General features: G+C 52.2%; 21 protein-coding genes, 1 other RNA gene and 1 other annotated feature. Of the genes, 10 read left to right on the forward strand and 12 right to left on the reverse strand.

Annotated elements, in window-relative coordinates; genetic code table 11:
- Positions 1–20: 20 nt before the first annotated feature.
- Positions 21–1307 (forward strand): ammonium transporter AmtB, encoded by a 1287-nt coding sequence (amtB, locus tag ACLD3P_RS03570; protein ID WP_024797535.1) that lies wholly within the window; start codon positions 21–23, stop codon positions 1305–1307.
- Between the two features lie 99 nt (positions 1308–1406).
- On the opposite strand, the gene tesB is transcribed toward amtB, so the two are convergent.
- Positions 1407–2267, reverse strand: coding sequence for an acyl-CoA thioesterase II (gene tesB, locus ACLD3P_RS03575; protein ID WP_000084176.1), 861 nt, complete (start codon positions 2265–2267; stop codon positions 1407–1409).
- Positions 2268–2481: 214 nt separating this feature from the next.
- Here tesB and ACLD3P_RS03580 point away from each other — a divergent pair, with 214 nt between their 5' ends.
- Positions 2482–3051, forward strand: a complete 570-nt coding sequence (locus tag ACLD3P_RS03580) for a YbaY family lipoprotein (protein WP_000779802.1) — start codon at positions 2482–2484, stop codon at positions 3049–3051.
- A 32-nt stretch (positions 3052–3083) separates the two neighbouring features.
- Here ACLD3P_RS03580 and ACLD3P_RS03585 read toward each other — a convergent pair whose 3' ends face one another.
- Positions 3084–3473 (reverse strand): MGMT family protein, encoded by a 390-nt coding sequence (locus ACLD3P_RS03585; protein WP_000961285.1) that lies wholly within the window; start codon positions 3471–3473, stop codon positions 3084–3086.
- A gap of 84 nt (positions 3474–3557) precedes the next feature.
- On the opposite strand from ACLD3P_RS03585, the gene ffs reads away from it, so the two are divergent.
- Positions 3558–3654, forward strand: an RNA gene (gene ffs / locus ACLD3P_RS03590) — signal recognition particle sRNA small type.
- A gap of 49 nt (positions 3655–3703) precedes the next feature.
- Here the strand turns inward: ffs and ACLD3P_RS03595 are convergent.
- A complete protein-coding gene (locus tag ACLD3P_RS03595; RefSeq protein ID WP_024797537.1) occupies positions 3704–5254 on the reverse strand; it encodes an EAL domain-containing protein in 1551 nt (516 codons plus the stop codon).
- A 224-nt stretch (positions 5255–5478) separates the two neighbouring features.
- Here ACLD3P_RS03595 and ACLD3P_RS03600 point away from each other — a divergent pair, with 224 nt between their 5' ends.
- Both ACLD3P_RS03600 and ykgO read left to right on the forward strand, forming a co-directional pair.
- On the forward strand, positions 5479–5742 hold the full coding sequence (locus ACLD3P_RS03600; RefSeq protein ID WP_000801422.1) for a type B 50S ribosomal protein L31: 264 nt from the start codon (positions 5479–5481) through the stop codon (positions 5740–5742).
- 1 nt (position 5743) lies between these two features.
- Entirely contained in the window at positions 5744–5884 is a 141-nt protein-coding gene (gene ykgO, locus ACLD3P_RS03605) for a type B 50S ribosomal protein L36 (protein ID WP_001197749.1), read from the forward strand.
- 55 nt (positions 5885–5939) lie between these two features.
- On the opposite strand, the gene ACLD3P_RS03610 is transcribed toward ykgO, so the two are convergent.
- The 6 genes from ACLD3P_RS03610 to acrA all read right to left on the reverse strand — a co-directional run bounded on the left by ACLD3P_RS03610 (position 5940) and on the right by acrA (position 12744).
- Complete coding sequence (locus ACLD3P_RS03610; RefSeq protein ID WP_000136183.1) at positions 5940–6410, reverse strand: YlaC family protein; 471 nt, start codon at positions 6408–6410, stop codon at positions 5940–5942.
- A 116-nt stretch (positions 6411–6526) separates the two neighbouring features.
- Entirely contained in the window at positions 6527–7078 is a 552-nt protein-coding gene (maa, locus tag ACLD3P_RS03615) for a maltose O-acetyltransferase (protein WP_001278793.1), read from the reverse strand.
- A gap of 178 nt (positions 7079–7256) precedes the next feature.
- A complete protein-coding gene (locus ACLD3P_RS03620; RefSeq protein ID WP_001280991.1) occupies positions 7257–7475 on the reverse strand; it encodes an HHA domain-containing protein in 219 nt (72 codons plus the stop codon).
- A gap of 27 nt (positions 7476–7502) precedes the next feature.
- A complete protein-coding gene (tomB, locus tag ACLD3P_RS03625) occupies positions 7503–7877 on the reverse strand; it encodes an Hha toxicity modulator TomB (protein WP_000344807.1) in 375 nt (124 codons plus the stop codon).
- A gap of 501 nt (positions 7878–8378) precedes the next feature.
- On the reverse strand, positions 8379–11528 hold the full coding sequence (gene acrB, locus ACLD3P_RS03630) for an efflux RND transporter permease AcrB (RefSeq protein WP_001132508.1): 3150 nt from the start codon (positions 11526–11528) through the stop codon (positions 8379–8381).
- A gap of 22 nt (positions 11529–11550) precedes the next feature.
- Positions 11551–12744, reverse strand: a complete 1194-nt coding sequence (gene acrA, locus ACLD3P_RS03635) for a multidrug efflux RND transporter periplasmic adaptor subunit AcrA (RefSeq protein WP_001039202.1) — start codon at positions 12742–12744, stop codon at positions 11551–11553.
- A gap of 141 nt (positions 12745–12885) precedes the next feature.
- On the opposite strand from acrA, the gene acrR reads away from it, so the two are divergent.
- Positions 12886–13539 (forward strand): multidrug efflux transporter transcriptional repressor AcrR, encoded by a 654-nt coding sequence (gene acrR / locus ACLD3P_RS03640; protein ID WP_000101755.1) that lies wholly within the window; start codon positions 12886–12888, stop codon positions 13537–13539.
- 118 nt (positions 13540–13657) lie between these two features.
- Complete coding sequence (gene mscK, locus ACLD3P_RS03645) at positions 13658–17020, forward strand: mechanosensitive channel MscK (RefSeq protein ID WP_094915063.1); 3363 nt, start codon at positions 13658–13660, stop codon at positions 17018–17020.
- Positions 17021–17061: 41 nt separating this feature from the next.
- Here mscK and ACLD3P_RS03650 read toward each other — a convergent pair whose 3' ends face one another.
- The 3 genes from ACLD3P_RS03650 to priC all read right to left on the reverse strand — a co-directional run bounded on the left by ACLD3P_RS03650 (position 17062) and on the right by priC (position 18775).
- Positions 17062–17997: an Rpn family recombination-promoting nuclease/putative transposase gene (locus tag ACLD3P_RS03650; RefSeq protein WP_411006323.1), complete on the reverse strand. Its 936-nt coding sequence runs from the start codon at positions 17995–17997 to the stop codon at positions 17062–17064.
- A gap of 69 nt (positions 17998–18066) precedes the next feature.
- Positions 18067–18234, reverse strand: coding sequence for a pleiotropic regulatory protein RsmS (gene rsmS, locus ACLD3P_RS03655; protein ID WP_000051161.1), 168 nt, complete (start codon positions 18232–18234; stop codon positions 18067–18069).
- A gap of 13 nt (positions 18235–18247) precedes the next feature.
- Positions 18248–18775 carry a primosomal replication protein N'' gene (priC, locus tag ACLD3P_RS03660; protein WP_411006324.1) on the reverse strand — a complete coding sequence of 176 codons (528 nt, stop codon included), beginning with the start codon at positions 18773–18775 and terminating at the stop codon, positions 18248–18250.
- 68 nt (positions 18776–18843) lie between these two features.
- Between priC and ACLD3P_RS03665 the strand changes: the two genes are divergently transcribed.
- The 3 genes from ACLD3P_RS03665 (at position 18844) to dnaX (ending at position 21967) form a co-directional block, all read left to right on the forward strand.
- Positions 18844–19221 carry a DUF454 family protein gene (locus ACLD3P_RS03665; protein WP_001189860.1) on the forward strand — a complete coding sequence of 126 codons (378 nt, stop codon included), beginning with the start codon at positions 18844–18846 and terminating at the stop codon, positions 19219–19221.
- Positions 19222–19373: 152 nt separating this feature from the next.
- Positions 19374–19925 (forward strand): adenine phosphoribosyltransferase, encoded by a 552-nt coding sequence (apt, locus tag ACLD3P_RS03670; RefSeq protein WP_000127350.1) that lies wholly within the window; start codon positions 19374–19376, stop codon positions 19923–19925.
- A gap of 113 nt (positions 19926–20038) precedes the next feature.
- Complete coding sequence (gene dnaX / locus ACLD3P_RS03675; protein ID WP_411006325.1) at positions 20039–21967, forward strand: DNA polymerase III subunit gamma/tau; 1929 nt, start codon at positions 20039–20041, stop codon at positions 21965–21967.
- Positions 21300–21364 (forward strand) — a sequence feature (DnaX frameshifting element). Its footprint overlaps the gene before it by 65 nt.
- Positions 21968–21993: the final 26 nt, after the last annotated feature.

Here is a 21993-nt window from a genome sequence, read left to right on the forward strand (position 1 = left end):
CAGCAACAGGAAATGAAAAAATGAAGATAGCGATGATAAAAACCACACTGGCTTCACTGGCGCTGCTGCCTGGGCTAACGATAGCCGCGCCGGCGGTTGCCGATAAAGCGGATAGTGCTTTTATGATGATTTGCACCGCGCTGGTGCTGTTCATGACGATACCGGGTATCGCGCTGTTTTACGGCGGATTAATTCGCGCCAAGAACGTGCTGTCAATGTTAACGCAAGTGACCGTCACCTTTGCGCTGGTCTGTATTTTATGGGTGGTGTACGGCTATTCGCTGGCTTTTGGCGAAGGGAATCATTTCTTCGGTAATGTCGATGGGGCGATGTTGAAGAATATCGCGTTGACGGCGGTAACGGGTACGATTTATCAGTATATTCATGTCGCGTTTCAGGGATCTTTCGCCTGTATTACCGTCGGGCTGATTGTCGGCGCGCTGGCGGAGCGTATTCGTTTTTCGGCGGTACTGATTTTTGTCGTGGTGTGGTTCACGCTCTCTTATATCCCGATTGCGCACATGGTGTGGGGCGGCGGCCTGCTGGCTGCTCACGGCGCGCTGGATTTTGCCGGTGGTACGGTGGTGCATATTAACGCCGCTATCGCCGGGCTGGTAGGGGCTTATTTAATTGGCAAACGCGTCGGCTTTGGGAAAGAAGCATTTAAACCCCATAACCTGCCGATGGTCTTTACCGGTACTGCGATTCTGTATATCGGTTGGTTTGGATTTAACGCGGGTTCTGCTGGTAGCGCAAACGAGATAGCAGCGCTGGCCTTTGTGAACACCGTGGTGGCGACCGCCGCCGCGATTCTGGGGTGGATTATCGGCGAGTGGACGCTACGCGGTAAGCCTTCCCTGCTGGGAGCGTGTTCCGGCGCGATTGCCGGTCTGGTCGGCGTGACGCCAGCCTGTGGCTATGTTGGCGTTGGCGGCGCGTTGGTTATCGGCGTTATTGCGGGGCTGGCGGGATTGTGGGGAGTCACCATGCTTAAACGTCTGTTACGGGTAGATGATCCGTGCGACGTATTTGGCGTTCACGGCGTTTGCGGAATAATCGGCTGTATCCTGACCGGCGTTTTTGCCGCCAGTTCGCTGGGCGGCGTTGGCTTTGTCGACGGCGTTACGATGGGACATCAGGTGATGGTACAGCTGGAAAGTATTGCTATTACGGTCGTCTGGTCCGGTATTGTCGCGTTTGTTGGTTACAAACTGGCGGATATCCTTGTTGGACTGCGTGTACCGGAAGAGCAGGAGCGCGAGGGGCTGGATGTGAACAGTCACGGCGAGAATGCGTATAACGCGTGATTGCGCAACATGCCTGATGGCGCTGCGCTTATCCAGTCTACTGTAGGCCGGATAAGCGCAGCGTCATCAGGCCATTAACGCCGCATAGCGGCATGTTTTTTAATTGTGATTACGCATTACCCCTTCCTGCACGGTTGAAGCGACCAGAGCGCCATCCTGAGTATAAAACTCGCCGCGAACAAAGCCCCGGGCGCTGGAGGCGGAAGTGCTCTCCACGCTATAAAGTAGCCATTCATTAAAATTGAACGGACGATGGAACCACATAGAGTGATCGATAGTGGCGATCTGAATGCCCTTTTCCAGAAAACCGATGCCGTGAGGCTGAAGCGCGACGGGAAGGAAATTCAGATCCGAGGCATATCCCAGTAAATATTGATGGACGCGAATGTCATCCGGAACGGTGCCGTTGGCGCGAATCCATACCTGACGCACAGGCGCGGCGACGTGACCTTTCAACGGATTGTGAAATTCGACGGGACGAATTTCCAGCGGGCGATCGCAGAGAAACTTTTCTTTCAGAATCGGCGGCAGTAAATGCGCCAGCGATTGCGCGATTTCCGTTTCTGACGGTAGTCCTTCCGGCCCGACTGCCGTCGGCATGGTTTTTTGATGTTCAAAACCCGGTTCCGGCGCCTGGAATGAGGCGGTCATGTAAAAGATGGGTTTCCCGTTCTGAATAGCGGCAACGCGGCGGGCGCTGAAGCTATTCCCATCGCGCAGCACTTCTACGTCATAGATAATGGGTTTTTGGCTATCGCCTGGCCGCAGAAAATAACTGTGGAATGAATGCACCAGTCGCGCTTCCGGCACCGTTTCTTTGGCGGCATAGAGCGCCTGGCCCACCACCTGACCGCCAAATACCTGGCGCAGCCCTAAGTCTTCACTTTGGCCCCGAAAGAGTCCTTCTTCAATTTTTTCCAGATTCAATAATGTCAGCAAATTATTCAGTGTCTGACTCATACATACTCTCCAGGTGACAACGATGCCGAAGCGAGGTAGGGCAGAGTATAACGCAATTTTGCAAGTGGTCCGATGGGTACAAAAGTCTGAATAACAGGCCAATTCCAGGCAAAAATGAGTGACATGTGCCACACTTAATCACGTTATGTTTCTGTTAACCACTCTTCCGGCGGGGGGAAAGGCCTGCTGGTGCATTGATGATAAGGAGAATTGAATGAAACTCGTGCACATCGTAAGTGGTTTAGCGGTTGCGATATCTCTGGCGGCCTGCGCTGATAAAAGCGCTGATATCCAGACGCCTGCGCCAAACCCTAACATGTCGATTACAGCTAACCAGTCTACTATTCAGCAACCCAATGTTTCCGGTACCGTCTGGATCCGCCAGAAGGTCGCTCTGCCGCCAGATGCGGTGCTGACCGTGACGCTTTCAGATGCTTCGCTGGCTGATGCGCCGTCTAAGGTGCTGTCGCAAAAAGCGGTACGTACCGAAGGTAAACAGGCGCCTTTCAGTTTTGTGTTGCCGTTTAACCCATCAGATATTCAACCTAACGCGCGTATTCTCCTGAGCGCGGCCATCACCGTTGATAATAAGCTGGTATTTATTACCGATAGCGTGAAACCGGTGATTAATAATGGCGGTACTAAAGCGGATCTTACGCTGGTACCGGTACAGCAAACGGCGGTGCCTGTGCAGGCCAGCGGTGGTGCGACGACGACGGTTCCATCGACTTCGCCGACCCAGGTCAATCCGTCTTCTGCCGTTCCTGCGCCTACCCAGTATTAATCCTGCGCCAACCCTCTCCGTTACGGAGAGGGTTAATACACCCAGCGATAGCGTTGTAAATCGATTTGTCCGCTTCCCGACACCACCACGCCTTCCGCCAGTAATGCCTGACGTTGCCGCTGTAGATCCGGCCCGGTAAGTGATATTGCGCCGTGGCGGTTCACCACCCGATGCCATGGTAAAGTGCTGCCTTCCGGCAGACGTTTTAAAACTCCGCCGACCTGACGCGCCGCCCGAGGCGAACCGGCAAGCCGGGCGACATCGCCGTAGGTCGTGACAAATCCTTCCGGGATCGAAGCGACGATTTGCCAGACGCGTTGAGGAAATGTGTCCTGAATATCCATAATAGAATCCTGCGTTAATGCTTCAGGATAATCTGGAATAAGGGGGGAGGAAAGCCCGGATGCGCAAGAAACCAGCATCCGATGCCTGATGGGTTGCAATTGCACGATATAGCAGTGATAATGCGCCTGCGCGTTGGTTCACAACGCTCTCAATGGGGGCTCTGTTGGTTCTCCCGCAACGCTACTCTGTTTACCAGGTCAGGTCCGGAAGGAAGCAGCCAAGGCAGATGACGCGTGTGCCGGGATGTAGCTGGCAGGGCCCCCACCCATTTGTGCCTCTCCACACTGTTTTTTTCTGCTGTGCGACGTTATAGCCGCTGTTCCGCCCAAAGAATAAATGCCGTAGCGGGTAGGGGTTTACTGTATAACCAGCCCTGACCATAATGTACGCCATGCTGGCGTAGCCACTGTTCTTGCCTGGTTGTTTCGATGCCTTCTGCGACCATCTTAAGTTTGAGCGTTTTCGCCATTTCAATAATATGCGGCGTGACGTTTTTATATTCCAGCGCATCGACAAAAGATTTATCAATTTTAAGGACATCTACATCCAGATTTTGTAAGTAGCTGAGGCTGGAATAGCCGGTGCCAAAGTCATCAATATAAATTGAATGTCCCGCGTTACGGTATCTGGCGACAATGGGCGCGCTGGTTTTCGGATCGGCAAACTCGCGTTCCGTTAACTCAAGCGCGATTTGCGACGGAGAAATTTGGCTACGGTTCAGCAGCGTGCTTAACAGCGTCGGCAACGTTTCCGACGCCAGATCGGATGCCTCAAGATTGATTGAAATATGTTGTTCGGGATGGGACTTTAACCAACTTCCCATGTCTTCAAAAACGGTTTCGATGATTAGCCGGGTTAGCGGCTCCGTGAGCCCGGTTTGTTCAGCCAGCGCTATAAAAATTTCCGGCGAAAGGAAGGTGCCGTCCGCCTGTTGCCAGCGAGCTAAGGCTTCGGCACCGACAATTTTTCCGCTGCTCAGGGAGACAATAGGCTGATAGTGTACGTTAAATTCGCGATTATCTATCGCATCCTGGAGACGGTGGCGGGGCGACTGTAGCCGACGCAAAATACGCAGAATAAAGGCCGCGGCCAGCAGACCCGTTACGATGCCCGCCGGTAGCCAGATAAATGCCTGTCGATACCAGCTCCTTTCCAGCGGAGCGGTCGGTGCCCAGCTTACGATAGTAATGCCCATTTCCGGAAAGGGGTGAATAGCATACTGAATGCCTCGGTTTTCCAGCCGCAGGGGCGTCTCATGGTGAATGAGCGGAAGAATAGCGGGGTCAAGGTTACCGCTGCTGGCAACCACAGTATTGCGTTCCCGGCCAATAATAGCGACGTCAATCGGCCATGCGCCAAACGGAATCACATCGATAAAGGATGCCGGGTCGATCATCACGATATAGCTGTCGCTCCCGAGTGCCGCCATATAGCGTTTTATACCCAGATCGTTTTGCGCCGTAAACCAGGCGCGATAACCGTCGCGAGTGATTTTCATAGGCGGAGGGAAAGCGGGAATATGGCTCTCTTTTTCAAGTGAGGAGCAAACGGGAATCGAATTTTTAAGATACAGAACTTCCTGGACATACCGAAAGCTATAAGACACGCGGCGCATGGCGAGTAAATGGGCGCTGCTGCAGGGCTCGCCTTTAAAGGAGGCAATATGCGTTAACGCGGCTTTTGCCTGGTCACTGACCCTTTCTGTACGTAGCGCCACCCGGGACGAGAAGATATCCAGCTCTTCGTTAAACCTTTTTTCAACTTGACGGTGCGCCAGCCACAGGCTCAATCCTATCGGGAAAAGGACAGACAGGATAAGCACTCCCGTTACCAGGCTGACCAGATGTCGTGTTGTCACAGTGATGTCCTTATAAACACAGCGTAGAGAAAGTATATCCGATCGTAAATCGCGCCCTCGAATGATAAAGCTATTTTATCGATTTTACAGATTCAGGCGCCAGACTAACGCGTTACGCCACATTGCTTTTGCCGCCAGGAAGAGATCGTGAATGTTTACCGGTTGAAAAAGGAACGTTGATAGCGTATTTTATTGTTATGTTATAACATAATTTAGAGGGCGCAATGAAACCTGATATTCATCCTGTATACCGCACCGTCGTATTTCATGACACCAGCGTAAATGAATATGTGAAAGTGGGATCAACTATCAAAACTGAACGTGAAATCGAACTGGACGGCGTGACATATCCGTATGTCACTATTGATGTGTCATCAAAATCGCATCCTTTTTATACCGGTAGACAGAAAACGTTTGATAGCGAAAGTAGCGCCGCACGCTTCCAGAAACGTTTCGGTCATTTTATCGGCGCTAAAAGGGGTAAATGAAATGCAGGTGTTAAACTCACTTCGCAATGCAAAACAACGGCATCCGGATTGCCAGATAGTCAAACGCAAAGGACGCTTATACGTGATTTGTAAAACAAATCCGCGTTTTAAGGCGGTTCAGGGGCGTAAAAAAAGACGTTAAAAAACCAACAGTTCAGGGAAAGCAGTGCGTACCAGGGAGGGTGCGCACTTTTTTATTACCGGCTGGCTTCTGCGCGGGCCAGCGTAAAAATATCGTAGAAGGAAAGTTCGCCCTTACGGGCAACCATTTTTTGCAGCTGGACTTTATGTTCATTATCCACCTGTGGAGACTGAAGAATCGTCTCAATGAGCGTGGGGGGAACAAAGCGCGTGTTGTACCATTCGCCGTTGTAACAGACCCGGAGGTCCAGCACATCGATGTCGTTATAGTGATAACGCGGGGCGATGTCGAAAAAGAAGAAGCCATTAAATGCGATAAATAACACCACTAACAGCCACACTGACCCCACCAGCGTTTCTGATTGCAGCATGACCGCCAGCGTCGCAAACCAGGCTGCATACATCGCGATAAATAACCCAGGATGCTTGCGGATAAAACTGATACTAAAACGCGGCCTGTTATCGCGTTTTTCACGGACGTTTAAGTCATCAATAGTTTCGCTAAGCAGGCGCTGTATCTCTGTCATCTTTTGCCTTCATGATTTCTGCGACATAGGGGTAGTAACAGCCCATTTTAAAGGGAGGTGTCACGTGAAAAAAGTAACAGATTAACCACGAATTAGCATAACAGTTATCATTTTGACTACAATTTTTTAATGATTCGCGCCGGGTTTCCGCCTACCACGACGTCTGGCGGTACGTTTTTTGTCACCACAGCGCCTGAAGCGACGACGACGTTATCGCCGATGGTTACGCCAGGATTAACGACGGCTCGTCCGCCTATCCAGACGTTATTTCCGATAGTGACGGGTTTACCTAATTCTCTGCCGCTGTTGCGTTCGACGGCGTCCAGCGGGTGCGTGGCGGTATAGATATGTACCCCTGGCGCGAGCATACAATTATCGCCAATATGAATTGGGCAAACATCAAGCATGACGCAGTCGAAGTTAGCGTAAAAGGAGTGACCAAGAAAAATATTATAGCCGTAGTCGCAACGAAAGGAAGGTTCAATATAGGCGTCTTCGCATCGACCCAACAGGTCGCGTAAAATCGCCTGACGCTTATTTATTTCATCAGGCGTAGTATAATTGTATTGATGGATGAGTTGACGCGCCCGCAGTCGATCCTGGCATAAAGTTTCATCGGTCGGGCAATACAGTGCCCCAGCGATCATTTTTTGTTTTTCGTCACTCATCGCGCGCTCCCTTTGATGGATATTATCGCAATAGAAGCAATAATAGAGTATTAGAGGGAACGTTCCCTGCTATTGGTATGTGATCTATATCACTGTTCTATAATAGCCCGTTGTGTTATTAGCCAGAACGAGGAGGCAGATAACACCTGCGTGTTCTCTAAAAAGTAATGTAGCGTGATTAACGAATGAATTTCCATACTGAAGAGGGGATCTTGTCGTAGAGTTTGTTCATCGTCAATTCTGCAAGACGGTGATCCGCAGCTGAGTAAAATACAGCCAGCTCATTGTCGGACAATTCATATTTATTTTTCTCAATGACGCGCTCCAGAGTGTCAATTGTCTGACAGCGCCGTAAACGCATCAAATAATCAGTTTTAGTTAATGGTTTATCAGACATAAATTCTACCTATGATTGTAATAATTTTTAACAAGACAAACTAACAGGATTAGCCCTGGTGGCGTTGACGAAACAACGGAACAGGCGGTTGCCCGATTTACGCCATTTTTGCAAATCCTGCGTATTAATACCATAGCTGCTGAACAACATAAAGGTGTCGTCCAGGTATTCATCTATCTGCGCAATCAATTTATTGTCTTCATTGTACTTAATTTTATAATTAAGCGCGAAAGTTGCAATATGCTCTATCAGCTCATTGAGCTGCAGGTTGACTGCTGAGGTCGGGTCATTAACCCAGCCATGGTTGCTTTCTTCAAGGTTTGCAAGACAGTCATGATACAGGGTTTCGCAAAGAAATTTAAGCTGTGCTATATCATGTCTTTTGGGTGAGTATTCGTCCATAATGCATCCCCTTTTTAGTGGCTTAAACTAACCGAACACCTTCGGGATGGATACAACTAACTAACCTGGTACTTCCCACGTCACCTTATGATTTAACTATAATCTACTCTAAAAAACTTTTCATCGTCATATTACGAAAAATTACAATTGCGTGAAAGCCGCGTGTTGCCATACTTTTTCGAATTTTAACAGTGATCGTCGGTCGCCTAAAAAGGAACCAGTTTTATTGTTTGTGTAATCATTGGGTTAACGTTTTTTAGCTTTTCAGGCTAAAACAATAGACTCTGACAGGAGAAAATAGCCAGGAATATTCTTAATATTTCTTAATTAATGGCTGAATTAAGAAATGGCCAACTTTCCTAAGAAAAGCCTTTAACGCAGTAAGGATTATACCTTTTATTAATATGGCAAAAAATAATCAATCTAACAATAAGCGTATTTTATGATTTTTGCGTAAAAAAGGCCGCTTGCGCGGCCTTATCAACAGTAACAGTGAGCAAATCAGCGATGTTCTGTCGAATGACTATGCTCAATATCTTCGCTTTTACGGCTAAAGCGGCGGCGTACCACCACAAAGAAGACCGGTACGAAGAAAATAGCCAGTACGGTTGCCGTTACCATCCCGCCCAGTACGCCAGTACCTACCGCATTCTGCGCGCCGGAACCCGCGCCGGAACTGATAACCAGCGGCATAACCCCCAGCATGAACGCTAACGAGGTCATCAGAATCGGGCGCAAACGCATCCGGACGGCCTCCAGCGTCGCTTCTACCAGACCTTTCCCTTCTTTATCCATTAAGTCTTTGGCGAATTCGACGATAAGTATCGCGTTCTTCGCCGACAACCCAATGGTTGTGAGCAGGCCCACCTGGAAGTAAACGTCGTTAGTCAGTCCGCGGAAGGTGGCGGCCAGCAGCGCGCCGATAACCCCAAGCGGAACAACCAGCATTACAGAGAACGGGATAGACCAGCTCTCATACAATGCCGCCAGACACAGGAAGACGACGATCAGCGAGATAGCATACAGGGCAGGGGCCTGGTTGCCGGACAACCGTTCCTGGTAGGACATCCCGGTCCAGTCATACCCAATGCCTGACGGCAGCTTGCTGGCCAGTTCTTCCATCATCGCCATCGCTTCACCAGTACTCTTGCCTGGCGCCGCCTGACCCAGAATTTCCATCGAAGGCAGACCGTTATAGCGTTCCAGACGCGGCGAACCATATTCCCAGCGGGAAGAGGAGAATGCGGAGAACGGCACCATCTGACCATCGCTACCACGAACGTACCAGTCGTTAATATCATCCGGCAACATGCGGTATTTCGCTTCGGACATTACGTAAACTTTCTTCACACGACCGCGATCGATAAAGTCGTTTACATAGCTGCCGCCCCATGCTGCGCCCAGCGTGGTATTGATGTCGCTAATAGACACGCCCAGTGCCTGAGCTTTTTCCTGGTCGATATCGATTTTAAACTGCGGCGTATCCTCCAGGCCGTTAGGTCGAACGCCTACCAGCAGATCAGGATATTTCGCCACCTCGCCGAACAACTGATTACGCGCCTGGGTCAGTTTTTCATGACCAAGTCCCGCCTGGTCAATCAACTCGAAGTCAAACCCGGTTGCGGTGCCCAGTTCAACAATCGCCGGTAGGTTAAAGGCGAAGACCATCGCATCTTTAATTTGTGAAAACGCTGCGGTTGCCCGCTGGGTAATCGCTTCAACCTTGTTTTTTTCGCCTGGACGATCGGCCCAGTCTTTCAACGACACGAATGCAATACCGGTATTCTGACCGCGCCCTGCAAAACCGAAGCCGTTGACGGCGAATACCGATTCAACGTTGGCTTTCTCTTTGTTCAGATAGTAATCCGTGACCTCATCCAGCACTTTTTGCGTGCGCTCTTGCGTCGCGCCGGCGGGGAGCTGGACCATTGTCAGGAATACGCCCTGGTCTTCATCCGGCAAGAAAGAGCTTGGCAGACGAACGAACAGATAAGCCATACCGACGACGATAATGAGATAGAGCAGCAGATAACGCCCGGTGCTGCGCAGAATATTGCCTACGCTATCGGTGTAGTGATGCGTGCTCTTATCAAACAGGCGGTTAAACCAGCCGAAAAAGCCTTTTTTCCCTTCGCCATGATCGCCTTTGGCGACGGGTTTGAGCATCGTCGCGCACAGCGCGGGCGTCAGGATCAGCGCGACCAGCACCGACAGCGCCATCGCCGATACGATGGTGATAGAGAACTGACGATAAATTGCCCCGGTTGAGCCGCCAAAGAAGGCCATCGGAATAAATACCGCCGACAGTACCATCGCGATACCCACCAATGCGCCCTGAATCTGGCCCATGGATTTGCGCGTCGCTTCCTTCGGCGGAAGGCCTTCTTCCGTCATAACACGTTCGACGTTCTCGACCACCACGATGGCGTCATCCACCAGCAAGCCGATGGCGAGCACCATCCCGAACATCGTCAGCGTGTTTATCGAGAAACCGAATGCCGCAAGCACGGCAAAGGTTCCCAACAACACCACCGGAACCGCAATAGTCGGAATCAACGTCGCGCGGAAGTTCTGCAGGAACAGGTACATCACCAGGAACACGAGGATAATCGCTTCGACCAGCGTTTTTACCACTTCATGAATAGAGATCTTCACGAACGGCGTGGTGTCATACGGGTAGACGATTTTCATCCCTGGCGGGAAGAACGGTTCCATTTTTTTCAGTTCGGCGCGAATAGCGGTAGCGGTATCCAGCGCGTTGGCGCCGGTAGCCAGTTTGATGCCAAGACCTGACGCTGGCTGACCGTTAAATTTCGCGATGACGTCGTAGTTTTCGCCGCCAAGCTCAATTTTCGCTACATCCCGCAGACGAACCTGGGAGCCATCCTGATTCACCTTCAGCAGGATTTTGCCAAACTCATCCGTTGAGGTCAGACGCGTTTGGGCAATAATCGATGCGTTAAGCTGCTGGCCTTTTACCGGCGGCGTACCACCGAGCTGACCTGCCGCGACCTGGGCGTTCTGCGCTTTGATCGCGTTAATCACGTCGACCGGCGTCAGTTGGTATTTGGTCAGCTCTGTCGGATTCATCCAGATACGCATCGCATATTGCGAACCAAACAGCTGGACGTCGCCCACCCCAGAGGTACGGCTGATCGGATCTTTCATATTGGCGGCAACGTAATCCGAAATATCCTCCTGGGTCATGGTGCCGTCGGTGTTAATGACGCCCACTACCATCAGGAAGCTACTTGAGGACTTCTCAACGCTCACGCCCTGTTGCTGTACTTCCTGGGGAAGTAACGGCATTGCCAGTTGCAACTTGTTCTGAACCTGAACCTGCGCGATGTCCGCATCGGTACCGGATTCAAAGGTCAGCGTGATCTGCACGGTCCCCGTGGAGTCACTGTTGGAGGACATATACATCAGGTTATCGATACCGTTCATATTCTGTTCGATAACCTGCGTGACGGTATCCTGTACCGTTTTCGCATCAGCGCCAGGGTAGGTTGCGGAGATCGTCACTGCTGGTGGCGCAATCGTCGGATATTGCGCTACCGGCAATTTGAGGATCGCGAGCCCCCCTGCCAACATGATGATGATGGCGATCACCCACGCAAATATAGGGCGATCGATAAAGAAATTAGGCATGTCTTAACGGCTCCTGTTTAAGTTAAGACCTGGGCTGAGCAGGTTGATCACCGCTTGCGGCTTGCTGTTTGTTATCCGCGGTAATTTCCTGCACTTTAACCTGTGCGCCAGGACGTACTTTTTGCAGCCCGCTGACGACTACGCGGTCGCCCGCTTTCAACCCGTCAGTCACCAGCCACTTATCGCCGATCGCCTGGCTTGCGACGATTTGGCGGGTTTCCACTTTGTTATCAGCGCCAACCACCAGCACCGTGGCATCGCCGCGTGGAGTACGGGTAACGCCCTGTTGTGGAACCAGTAATGCCGTCGGTTTTGTCCCTTCCTGCAGACGTGCGCGAACGAACATTCCTGGCAATAAGGTGTGATCCGGGTTAGGGAAGATGGCGCGCAAAGTAATAGACCCGGTGGTTTGGTCAACGGTCACGTCGGAGAACTCAAGCGTACCGGACTGCGGGAATTTGATACCGTCGCTGGTCACCAGATCGACCTTCGCTTTGCCGTTTTCCTGCTTCAGCGAACCATTTGCCAGCTCCTGCTTCAGGCGCAGGAAGTCATTGCTGGACTGGGTCACATCGACATAAATAGGGTCCAGCTGCTGCACTGTCGCCAGCGCCGACGCCTGACCGTTCTGTACCAGCGCGCCTTCCGTTACGGACGACTTACCAATACGACCGCTAATCGGTGAGGTGACTTTGGTATACGCCAGGTTGATACGTGCGGTTTCAACGGCGGCTTTTGCTGCGACAACGGCGGCAGTCGCTTGTTGCGCGTCAGCCAGCGCCTGATCGTATTCCTGCTTACTGATGTACTGCGTACCCAGCAGCTTTTGATAACGCTTCACCGTCAGTTCAGCGATATTCGCGGCGGCCTGCGCTTTTGCCAGATCGCCCTTAGCGCTGTCGTAAGTCGCCTGGTAGGTCGCAGGATCAATCTGATAGAGAGAGACTCCCGCTTCGATATCACTTCCCTCAACGAAATTACGCTTCAGGATAATGCCGCTTACCTGCGGGCGAACTTCGGCGATACGGTAAGCAACGGTACGACCCGGAAGTTCAGTTGTGATTTGCAGTGGTTCCGTTTTTAGTGTGACAACCCCAACTTCTGGCATCTGCTGGCCGCCTTGCTGGTCCTGTTTGTCGTCACATCCTGTTAGCGCTAAGCTGCCTGAGAGCATCAGAACGACCGCCAGAGGCGTTAACCCTCTGTTTTTGTTCATATGTAAACCTCGAGTGTCCGATTTCAAATTGGTCAATGGTCAAAGGTCCTTAAACCCATTGCTGCGTTTATATTATCGTCGTGCTATGGTACATACATCCATAAATGTATGTAAATCTAACGCCTGTAAATTCACCGACATATGGCACGAAAAACCAAACAACAAGCGCTGGAGACACGACAACACATCCTGGATGTGGCCCTGCGTTTGTTCTCGCAGCAAGGCGTATCAGCAACCTCGCTGGCGGAGATTGCGAACGCTGCTGGCGTGACGCGCGGCGCAATCTATTGGCATTTCAAAAATAAGTCGGATTTATTCAGTGAGATCTGGGAGCTATCAGAATCCAATATTGGTGAGCTTGAGATTGAGTATCAGGCAAAATTCCCCGACGATCCACTATCTGTATTAAGAGAAATTTTAGTTCATATTCTTGAAGCTACTGTAACAGAAGAACGACGCCGCTTATTGATGGAGATTATATTCCATAAATGTGAGTTTGTCGGAGAAATGGTTGTGGTTCAACAGGCGCAGCGTAGCCTTTGTCTGGAAAGTTACGATCGGATTGAACAAACGTTAAAACATTGTATTAATGCTAAAATGCTGCCTGAAAATCTGCTGACCCGTCGTGCGGCGATACTGATGCGCAGCTTTATTTCAGGGCTCATGGAAAACTGGTTATTTGCTCCGCAATCGTTTGATTTAAAAAAAGAAGCTCGCGCCTACGTCACGATCCTGCTGGAGATGTATCAATTGTGTCCGACGCTGCGCGCGTCGACGGTCAACGGCTCCCCCTGATAATATTCCAGGAAAACTCCTGGACATTTTCTGTGTCGCTATTCTGTTTGTTACAGGCGTGATATTCTTGCGACTCAATTATTTCCGGTCTGCTTGCCGGTTCAGACACTTCATTCTCATGACTATGTTGCAGCTTTATAAACGTTCACAGCATTTTGTTTTTATTACAATTAGCGTCCTTATTATCCTGCTGTCCTGTCAGTCTCTGGCATTTGCCCGGGGGCAAACGAATGGCGACCTGCCGTCAAAAGCGGATGTGCAAAACCAGCTGGATACGCTGAATAAGCAAAAAGATCTCTCCGCCCAGGATAAGCTCGTCCAGCAAGACCTTATTGATACGTTAGCTACGCTGGAGAAAATCGAGCGGGTGAAAGAGGAGACCGTACAGCTACGGCAGAAGGTGGCGCAGGCGCCTGAAAAAATGCGCCAGGCGACGGCTGCGTTGAATGCGCTGAGCGATGTCGATAATGATGATGAAATGCGAAAAACGCTGAGTGCGCTTTCGTTACGTCAGCTTGAGCTGCGTGTGGCGCAGGTACTGGATGATTTGCAAAATTCGCAAAACGATCTTGCCGCTTATAACAGCCAGCTTGTTTCGCTACAGACCCAGCCTGAGCGCGTGCAAAACGCCATGTATACCGCCTCGCAGCAAATACAGCAAATCCGTAACCGTCTGGACGGCAATAACGTCGGGGAAGCCGCGCTTCGTCCCAGCCAACAGGTGTTATTACAGGCACAACAGGCGCTGCTTAATGCACAGATCGACCAGCAACGTAAGAGTCTTGAAGGGAATACCGTTTTGCAGGACACCCTGCAAAAACAGCGAGATTACGTGACGGCCAACAGTAATCGCCTTGAACATCAGCTTCAACTTTTACAGGAGGCGGTCAACAGCAAACGACTTACGCTAACGGAAAAAACGGCCCAGGAGGCCATTTCGCCGGACGAAACGGCGCGTATCCAGGCGAACCCGCTGGTAAAACAGGAACTGGATATTAACCATCAACTCAGCCAGCGTCTGATTGTCGCGACCGAAAACGGCAATATGTTGATGCAGCAAAACATTAAAGTAAAAAACTGGCTCGATCGCGCGCTGCAGTCGGAAAGAAATATCAAAGAACAGATTGCCGTCTTAAAAGGCAGCCTGTTGCTGTCGCGTATTCTTTATCAACAGCAGCAAACTCTGCCCTCCGCCGACGAACTCGAAGATATGACCAACCGCATTGCGGATTTGCGTCTGGAGCAGTTTGAAATCAACCAGCAGCGTGATGCCTTATTCCAAAGCGATGCCTTTGTCGACAAGCTGGAGGAGGGGCATACCAGCGAGGTAAATGATGAAGTTCATGATGCGTTGCTTCAGGTGGTGGAGATGCGCCGTGAGCTATTGGATCAGCTAAATAAACAGTTGGGTAACCAGCTGATGATGGCGATTAACCTGCAAGTTAACCAGCAGCAGTTGATGAGCGTCTCGAAAAATCTGAAAGCCATTCTGACGCAGCAGATTTTTTGGGTGAACAGTAACCGCCCTATGGACTGGGACTGGCTTAAAGCGTTCCCCCAAACGTTAAAAGAGCAATTCAGCGCCATGAAAATCACGGTGAACTGGCAAAAAGCCTGGCCCGCGGTATTTATTGCTTTTTTGGCCGGGTTGCCGCTCTTGCTCATCGCCGGTTTAATCCGCTGGCGTCTGAAATGGTTAAAAGCGTATCAACAGAAGCTGGCCGCCGCCGTGGGATCGCTGCGTAACGATAGTCAGCTCAATACGCCAAAAGCTATTCTGATCGATCTGATCCGCGCGCTGCCGGTGTGTCTGATTATCCTCGCGCTTGGACTGATCCTGCTGACCATGCAGCTAAATATCAGCGATCTGCTCTGGGCCTTTAGTAAAAAGCTCGCGATGTTCTGGCTGGTCTTTGGGCTGTGCTGGAAGGTGCTGGAAAAAGAGGGCGTGGCGATACGCCATTTTGGTATGCCGGCGCAGTTGACCAGCCACTGGCGTCGCCAGATTGTACGCATTAGCCTCGCATTGCTGCCGCTGCACTTTTGGTCTGTGGTGGCGGAGTTGTCGCCGCTGAATCTGATGGATGACGTGCTGGGGCAGGCGGTTATTTTCCTCAATCTGCTGGTCATAACATTGCTGGTGTGGCCACTGTGCCGGGAAAGCTGGCGCGATAAAGAATCTCACGGCATTCGACTGGTGACCGTGACGATTCTTTCCATCATTCCGGTGGCGTTAATGGTATTAACGGCGACCGGCTATTTCTATACCACCCTGCGCCTGGCGGGGCGCTGGATTGAAACCGTCTATCTGGTCATTATCTGGAACCTGCTTTATCAAACGGTGCTGCGCGGGTTAAGCGTAGCGGCGCGCCGGATTGCCTGGCGACGCGCGCTGGCTCGTCGTCAGAACCTGGTAAAAGAGGGAGCGGAAGGCGCGGAGCCACAGGAAGAACCCACCATCGCGTTGGAGCAGATTAACCAGCAAACATTACGTATCACGATGCTGCTAATGCTTGCCCTGTTCGGCGTTATGTTCTGGGCGATTTGGTCCGATTTGATCACCGTATTCAGCTACCTTGATAGCATCACGCTGTGGCACTACAACGGCACAGAAGCTGGCGCTGCGGTGGTGAAAAGCGTGACGATGGGCAGCTTGCTATTCGCCATTATTGCCGCGATGGTGGCCTGGGCGCTCATCCGCAACTTACCCGGCCTGTTGGAAGTGCTGGTGCTTTCACGTCTGAATATGCGCCAGGGGGCTTCGTATGCGATCACCACGATCCTTAACTACGTCATTATCGCTGTTGGCGCGATGACAGTATTCGGATCGCTCGGCGTCTCGTGGGATAAACTCCAGTGGCTGGCGGCGGCGTTGTCGGTGGGTCTCGGCTTTGGGCTACAGGAGATCTTCGGTAACTTTGTCTCGGGCTTAATCATCCTCTTCGAACGTCCGGTACGCATTGGCGATACGGTAACGATCGGCACCTATTCCGGTACGGTCAGTAAGATTCGTATTCGCGCCACCACTATTACCGATTTTGATCGTAAAGAAGTGATCATTCCGAACAAAGCGTTCGTAACGGAGCGGCTGATTAACTGGTCCCTCTCCGATACCACGACTCGTCTGGTGATCCGGCTTGGCGTGGCCTATGGCTCGGATCTGGAGAAAGTGAAAAGAGTCCTGCTACAGGCGGCGATGGAGCATCCGAAGGTGATGCACGATCCGGAACCTGCCGTATTCTTCACCACCTTTGGCGCCAGCACTCTGGATCATGAACTGCGTCTGTACGTGCGTGAATTGCGCGATCGTAGCCATACGGTGGATGAACTGAACCGCGCGATCGATCGACTATGCCGTGAAAATGATATCAATATCGCCTTTAACCAGCTTGAGGTGCATCTGCATAACGCGAAGGGTGACGAAGTCACTGAAGTGAAGCGCGATCTCAACGGCGGCGATCTGGCGCCGGCGGCAAGCTAAAAGGCGGTGGGCCGCGCGCTTTATGAGTGCGCGCGGCGCCGCTAATGCGAAAGCGTAGAAAGCTCTTCCGGCGTAATGCCGGTGACGCTGGCGATGAGCCCGGGTTCCAGCCCGTTGGCAAGCATTTTGCGGGCAATAGCGCGCGCTTCGGCCTCTCGGCCTTGTGCTAACCCTTGCTCAAGGCCTTTTTGCAGGCCCTTTTGCAACCCTTCCGTTCGGCCTTTTTCTTCCAGCCATTCCGCTATTGTCATCAGTTGTTCCTTATACTGCGGCGCGCCCTGCGCCAGTTGACGAATTAGCGCCCCGGGTTCTGCGGCGTTTCCTGCTTTCAACATATAGTTGATCAGCACACTGAGCTGCGCGTCCGTCAAATGCTCCTGCGTTAAAAGCGTGATAAGGGGGTCGAGCAGTTCGCTTAAATCGCGTTGACGAATATGTTTTTGCAGGAGCTCTAACATCGCTATCCGCCGATGCTGCAAAAGCTGATTATCCGGCATTGTCGTCAGGTCGACCAGCGCAAATTCGCGGCTGTATAAGGCCTTCGCCATATCCGGTTTCACAAACATATTATGCCAGTTAAGGCTATAGGGCCACGGGCTTTCCGGACCGTGATAAAAGAGGATTGGCACCACCAGCGGCAAGGTGTCATGACCGGCATCCAGATGACGCTGCATGGCGGCAATGGCGTAACGCATCAGGCGAAAAGCCATCAGCCGGTCTGATTTACTCTGATGTTCAATGAGCGCGTAAACATATCCGGGGCCGTGTTGGGTATGCAGAGAGTAGAGAATATCTGAATAGCGGCTGCGTAAATTGTCTTCAACAAAACTCCCCGACTCCAGCTTCAGTGAATCCAGATCGCAGATTGCAAGAAAGTCTTCTGGCAAGTGGATAGCCAGAAAGTCGCGGGCGACCTCTTTTTGCATCAGCATTTGTCGAAATACCGCATCGTGCGGCGTGGTGGGTAGACGTTCCATGACCCGTCCCTTGTTGCCTGACTGTAGCGACCACTCTGTCAGCGACAACGAGGACAAACCAGGGGGCAATTACTCTGTTTGCGAGTCGTCTTCCGTACTTTTTAACTTGTTTTCATAATCACGCATAACTATTTCCAGCGCGCGTAGCACCGTTCGTGCCGGTAAGCGATTCTCTTCAAGCAGCACAATTAAATCCACGGCCAGTTTGACTTCATCAGGGGCATTTTCAAGCGACATACTTTCTCCAGGATTAACGGGTTAAACGCGCCAGTACGTTTTCTATTTTCTCCAGCGCATGTCGGCAGCGCGCCAGCCTTCCTTCATAGATCTCGACTTCTTTTTGCAGCGTTTGTTGTTCGACAAGGCCAGTCGCCTGCGCCAGACGAATTTTGCGCTCCTGTGTCATCGCCAGTAGTCGACGTTCAAACTCCTGATGCTGTATTCGTCTGCGCTGCCAACGGCCAAGTCCTGGCGCGGCGGTGTCCCACTGGTGCAGCGACCAGGCGGCGGTTTCACGCGATATCGCCTCCAGTTGCGAAGCCAGATGTTCCGCCAGCCAGGCGACTTGCGGCAGTTGCTCATGTTTTACCGCCTGACGCAACGCGACGAGATTGGCGCCTGCCTCTTCCAGATATCCCTGCAACAGAGTACTGCGGGTACGGAAAAGGTGTCGGTCAAAGCGCGCGCTTAACGTCGCATGTTGCGCCAGCGGCGCGCAGCGTTGGCGTAGCGTCGCCAGCCTCTCTTCCAGCGTCTGTAACAGCATAGCGGTTTTCAATTCAACACCCCGATGAAAATAAGACAGGCTGTGCTACAGTAGCCTTCTGTTTGATAACGATTCGCATTATGCAACGTACTATTTTAATCATCATTGGCTGGCTGGCGGTAGTATTAGGGACATTGGGCGTGGTTTTGCCCCTGTTGCCGACTACGCCGTTCATTTTACTGGCGGCCTGGTGTTTCGCCCGCTCGTCGCCGCGTTTCCATGCCTGGTTGTTATACCGTTCATGGTTTGGCGGTTATCTGCGCCACTGGCAGCGCTATCGGGCCATGCCGCCGGGAGCGAAACCGCGAGCGATCGCGTTGATATTGCTGACCTTTGGTATCTCGCTGTGGCTGGTGAATATGATGTGGGTGCGGGTGCTGCTATTGGTTATTTTGGCCTGCCTGCTGATTTTTATGTGGCGGATACCGGTGATTGATGAAAAGCAACAAAAGCGCTGAAGCACACGAATCGCTGTTGCAATTGTCGTTCACAGCCAGTAAATTCGACCGTTTTCGAGCACAGGCGCAGGCGGTCAAAGAGTAACCGAGCGTTACCCCTGACTGAAAAGTATTGCGCCGTGAGTAACACCGTACTTAGCAGGCATATATCCATGACCGCGACTGCACAGCAGCTTGAGTTTCTCAAAAACAGCATCAAAAGCATTCAGGATTACCCGAAACCGGGCATTCTTTTCCGTGATGTCACCAGCTTACTGGAAGACCCGAAAGCCTACGCGCTCAGTATTGAACTGTTGGTTGAGCGTTATAAAAATGCGGGTATCACCAAAGTGGTCGGCACCGAAGCGCGTGGCTTCCTGTTTGGCGCGCCGGTTGCGCTTGGGCTGGGCGTTGGTTTTGTTCCGGTACGTAAACCGCGCAAATTACCGCGTGAAACTATTGCCGAGACCTATGAATTAGAGTACGGCACCGATCAGCTGGAAATCCATGTCGACGCGATTAAACCTGGCGACAACGTGCTGGTCGTGGATGATCTGCTGGCGACTGGCGGCACCATTGAGGCGACCGTGAAGCTGATCCGTCGTCTGGGCGGGAAAGTCACCGATGCGGCGTTCATCATCAATTTGTTCGATCTGGGCGGCGAGCAGCGTCTGGAAAAGCAGGGGATTACCTGTTATAGCCTGGTGCCGTTTCCAGGGCATTGATTCAGGCTATCCGCACTGCTATTTTAGCCAGAGAGACAACCTCGCTGTATCGGCGAGGTTGTGTTAGCATTACCCTTCTATGAATCCACCTTCCAGCGTTTCAGAGCCTGCCAATGAGTTATCAGGTCTTAGCCAGAAAATGGCGCCCACAAACCTTTGCTGACGTCGTCGGCCAGGAACATGTGCTGACCGCACTGGCGAACGGCTTGTCGTTAGGGCGCATTCATCACGCATATCTTTTTTCCGGCACGCGCGGCGTCGGTAAAACCTCTATCGCCCGGCTGCTGGCGAAGGGGCTGAACTGCGAAACCGGTATTACCGCGACGCCGTGCGGCGTTTGTGATAACTGTCGGGAAATTGAGCAGGGGCGTTTTGTCGATCTCATTGAGATTGACGCCGCATCGCGTACCAAAGTCGAAGACACCCGCGACCTGCTGGATAACGTCCAGTACGCGCCTGCGCGCGGTCGCTTTAAAGTCTATCTGATCGATGAAGTCCACATGCTGTCGCGCCACAGCTTTAATGCGTTACTTAAAACGCTTGAAGAGCCGCCAGCGCATGTGAAATTTTTACTGGCGACCACCGATCCGCAGAAGCTGCCGGTGACCATTTTGTCGCGCTGCCTACAGTTTCATCTCAAAGCTCTGGATGTTGAACAGATTCGCCATCAGCTTGAGCATATTCTCAATGAGGAACATATCGCTCACGAACCCCGCGCGTTGCAGTTGTTATCACGTGCGGCTGACGGCAGCCTGCGCGATGCATTAAGTCTGACTGACCAGGCGATCGCCAGCGGCGACGGGCAGGTTTCGACGCAGGCGGTAAGCGCCATGCTCGGTACGCTGGACGACGACCAGGCTTTGTCATTAGTCGAGGCAGTGGTTGACGCTAACGGCGAACGCGTCATGTCGCTTATCAACGAGGCGGCGGCGCGCGGTATTGAATGGGAAGCGCTGCTGGTCGAAATGCTTAGCCTGCTGCACCGTATTGCGATGGTGCAACTTTCGCCTGCCGCGTTAGGCAGCGATATGGCGGCTATCGAGCAACGGATGCGCGAACTTGCCCGGACGGTGCCTCCCGGCGATCTTCAGCTCTACTATCAGACGTTGTTGATTGGTCGCAAAGAATTGCCCTGGGCGCCGGACCGGCGGATGGGCGTTGAAATGACGTTACTGCGTGCGCTGGCGTTTCACCCGCGTATGCCCTTGCCGGAGCCTGAAACGCCGCGGCAGTCTTTTGCGCCCATGGCCCCAACGGCGGTAATGACGCCGCCACAGGTGCAGCAGCAGTCGGCGCCCGCGCCGCAGACATCGCCAGCACCGCTGCCGGCGTCTACCAGTCAGGTGCTGGCGGCGCGCAATCAGCTACAGCGCGCGCAGGGAGTAACCAAAACAAAAAAGAGTGAACCGGCAGCCGCATCCCGCGCGCGGCCGGTGAATAACTCTGCGCTGGAGCGGCTGGCCTCGGTTTCGGAGCGCGTACAGGCGCGCCCGGCGCCGTCTGCGCTGGAAACGGCGCCAGTAAAGAAAGAGGCTTATCGCTGGAAGGCCACCACGCCGGTAGTACAAACCAAAGAAGTGGTGGCTACGCCAAAAGCGCTTAAGAAAGCTCTGGAGCATGAAAAAACGCCGGAGCTGGCGGCTAAACTGGCGGCGGAAGCGATTGAGCGCGATCCGTGGGCGGCGCAGGTAAGCCAGCTTTCTTTGCCTAAGCTGGTGGAGCAGGTGGCGCTCAATGCCTGGAAGGAGCAGAACGGCAACGCGGTTTGTCTGCATCTGCGCTCGACGCAGCGGCACCTCAATTCCAGCGGCGCGCAGCAAAAGCTGGCGCAAGCGCTCAGCGATCTGACGGGAGAGACGGTTGAACTGACCATCGTTGAAGATGATAATCCCGCGGTGCGTACGCCGCTGGAATGGCGTCAGGCTATTTATGAAGAGAAACTCGCGCAAGCGCGTGAGTCAATTATCGCGGATAATAACATTCAGACGCTGCGTCGATTCTTCGACGCCGAGCTGGATGAAGAGAGTATCCGCCCCATTTGATCGTAAGCCTGGCTTGCGATTGTGAA

This window comes from Salmonella sp. 741265073_HBA (assembly GCF_046569105.1).
Taxonomy (GTDB): Bacteria; Pseudomonadota; Gammaproteobacteria; order Enterobacterales; family Enterobacteriaceae; genus Salmonella; species Salmonella enterica.

Coding starts and splice junctions, on each gene's coding strand:
- ACLD3P_RS03610 (WP_000136183.1), bottom strand. CDS start 6,410: ATGACAGAGATACAGCGCCTGCTTAGCGAAACTATTGATGACTTAAAC.
- ACLD3P_RS03585 (WP_000961285.1), bottom strand. CDS start 3,473: ATGCTGGTTTCTTGCGCATCCGGGCTTTCCTCCCCCCTTATTCCAGAT.
- ykgO (WP_001197749.1), top strand. CDS start 5,744: ATGCAGGTGTTAAACTCACTTCGCAATGCAAAACAACGGCATCCGGAT.
- dnaX (WP_411006325.1), top strand. CDS start 20,039: ATGAGTTATCAGGTCTTAGCCAGAAAATGGCGCCCACAAACCTTTGCT.
- acrB (WP_001132508.1), bottom strand. CDS start 11,528: ATGCCTAATTTCTTTATCGATCGCCCTATATTTGCGTGGGTGATCGCC.
- tomB (WP_000344807.1), bottom strand. CDS start 7,877: ATGGACGAATACTCACCCAAAAGACATGATATAGCACAGCTTAAATTT.
- ACLD3P_RS03600 (WP_000801422.1), top strand. CDS start 5,479: ATGAAACCTGATATTCATCCTGTATACCGCACCGTCGTATTTCATGAC.
- rsmS (WP_000051161.1), bottom strand. CDS start 18,234: ATGTCGCTTGAAAATGCCCCTGATGAAGTCAAACTGGCCGTGGATTTA.
- amtB (WP_024797535.1), top strand. CDS start 21: ATGAAGATAGCGATGATAAAAACCACACTGGCTTCACTGGCGCTGCTG.
- acrR (WP_000101755.1), top strand. CDS start 12,886: ATGGCACGAAAAACCAAACAACAAGCGCTGGAGACACGACAACACATC.
- maa (WP_001278793.1), bottom strand. CDS start 7,078: ATGAGTGACGAAAAACAAAAAATGATCGCTGGGGCACTGTATTGCCCG.
- ACLD3P_RS03620 (WP_001280991.1), bottom strand. CDS start 7,475: ATGTCTGATAAACCATTAACTAAAACTGATTATTTGATGCGTTTACGG.
- ACLD3P_RS03665 (WP_001189860.1), top strand. CDS start 18,844: ATGCAACGTACTATTTTAATCATCATTGGCTGGCTGGCGGTAGTATTA.
- tesB (WP_000084176.1), bottom strand. CDS start 2,267: ATGAGTCAGACACTGAATAATTTGCTGACATTATTGAATCTGGAAAAA.
- acrA (WP_001039202.1), bottom strand. CDS start 12,744: ATGAACAAAAACAGAGGGTTAACGCCTCTGGCGGTCGTTCTGATGCTC.
- apt (WP_000127350.1), top strand. CDS start 19,374: ATGACCGCGACTGCACAGCAGCTTGAGTTTCTCAAAAACAGCATCAAA.
- mscK (WP_094915063.1), top strand. CDS start 13,658: ATGACTATGTTGCAGCTTTATAAACGTTCACAGCATTTTGTTTTTATT.
- ACLD3P_RS03650 (WP_411006323.1), bottom strand. CDS start 17,997: ATGGAACGTCTACCCACCACGCCGCACGATGCGGTATTTCGACAAATG.
- ACLD3P_RS03580 (WP_000779802.1), top strand. CDS start 2,482: ATGAAACTCGTGCACATCGTAAGTGGTTTAGCGGTTGCGATATCTCTG.